The sequence below is a fragment of the Actinacidiphila sp. bgisy167 genome (assembly GCF_965342175.1).
Classification (GTDB): domain Bacteria; phylum Actinomycetota; class Actinomycetes; order Streptomycetales; family Streptomycetaceae; genus Actinacidiphila.
Window position 1 is genome coordinate 1 of the sequence record NZ_CBDRBL010000207.1, and the last position, 1,242, is coordinate 1,242.

The window sequence follows — 1,242 nt, forward strand, 5'->3', positions numbered from 1 at the left end:
CCCGTACTTCGCGGGTCGCTGATTCGGCTGGGATCGGGGAGCGGGCAGTGTCCGGTGCACGCCTGCGGGCGTTGGTCCGGGTGTGTCGATGACTTCCCGGTCCCCGCGGCCACGGACGGAGCGACCTCGTATGGAGGTCGTGATCGAGTCCGTGGTGACCAAGCGTCTGGGCGCTCTGCCTGTCGCCGCCGAGTTTCTGCGCCGGCTGGATGTCGCGGGGATCGTCGACGGCTTGTGCCCGCCCGATCCGCGGGCTGACCTGACGCACGGCCAGGTGATCGAGGCACTGGTGGCGAACCGGCTGACCTCGCCGGCGCCGCTGTTCCGCGTCGGGGACTGGGCGCGTGAGTGGGCGGTGGAGGAAGTCTTCGGAATCGAGGCCGAGCTGCTCAACGACGACCGGCTCGCGCGTGCCCTGGACGCGATCGCCCCGCACCTGGACCGGCTCGCCGGCAGCGTCGGAGCGGCCGCGATCGGTGCCTTCGGCCTGGACACCGCCCGCATCCACTGGGACATGACCAGCATGTCCGTCCACGGCGCCTACCCGGTCCAGGACCAGGACGGGGACTACCCCCAGGTCAAGTACGGGCATCCCAAGGACCGCAGGGTGGACCTCAAGCAGATCCAGGCCGGGCTGGGGGTGAGCGCCGACGGCGGAGTCCCCGTCCATGCCAAGGTCTTCGACGGCGGGGCCGGGGAGGTTGCGCAGGTCGTCGACGCGATGAAGGCCCTTCGGCAGCTCGCGGACGAGCGACGGCTGCTGCTGGTCGCGGACTCCAAGCTGTACTCCTGGGGCAACATCGCCGCGCTCCTTCAGGCCGGGGTGGACTTCATCGCCCCGGTCCCCGCCGCCAAGATCGACGACGCCTTCTACGCGGGTCTGGACCTGGAGCGGGCCGCGCCGGTGGACTACACCGCCGGACGCGAGGAGCGCCTGCCGCCCGAACAGCGCGGACGCTACCGCGTGCTCGAGGACGTGCACCGCATCCCCGGGCCGCGCAAACGCGACCGGGTGCTGGAGGTGCGCCGCATTCTGGTGCACTCCACCGGCAGCGCCGAGGGCCAGCGCCAGGCCCGGGAGAAACGCCTGGCCAAGGCCGCGGCCGAGCTGGCCAAGGTCCAGCGCGGCGCGGGCGGGCGCTACTACCGCACACCTGAGAAGATCGCCGCCCGTGTCGGGGTGATCGCCAAGACCCGCCGGGTCGCGTCCTGCCTGCGCACCGCGATCACCGCCGACGAGCA

At 71.9% G+C, this 1,242-nt stretch carries 1 protein-coding gene; it reads left to right on the forward strand.

Annotated features, from left to right (window positions below; all coding sequences use genetic code 11):
* Positions 1 to 130: 130 nt before the first annotated feature.
* A partial coding sequence (locus ACRWND_RS30805) for an IS1634 family transposase (protein WP_431955264.1) occupies positions 131 to 1,242 on the forward strand: 1,112 nt, incomplete at its 3' end.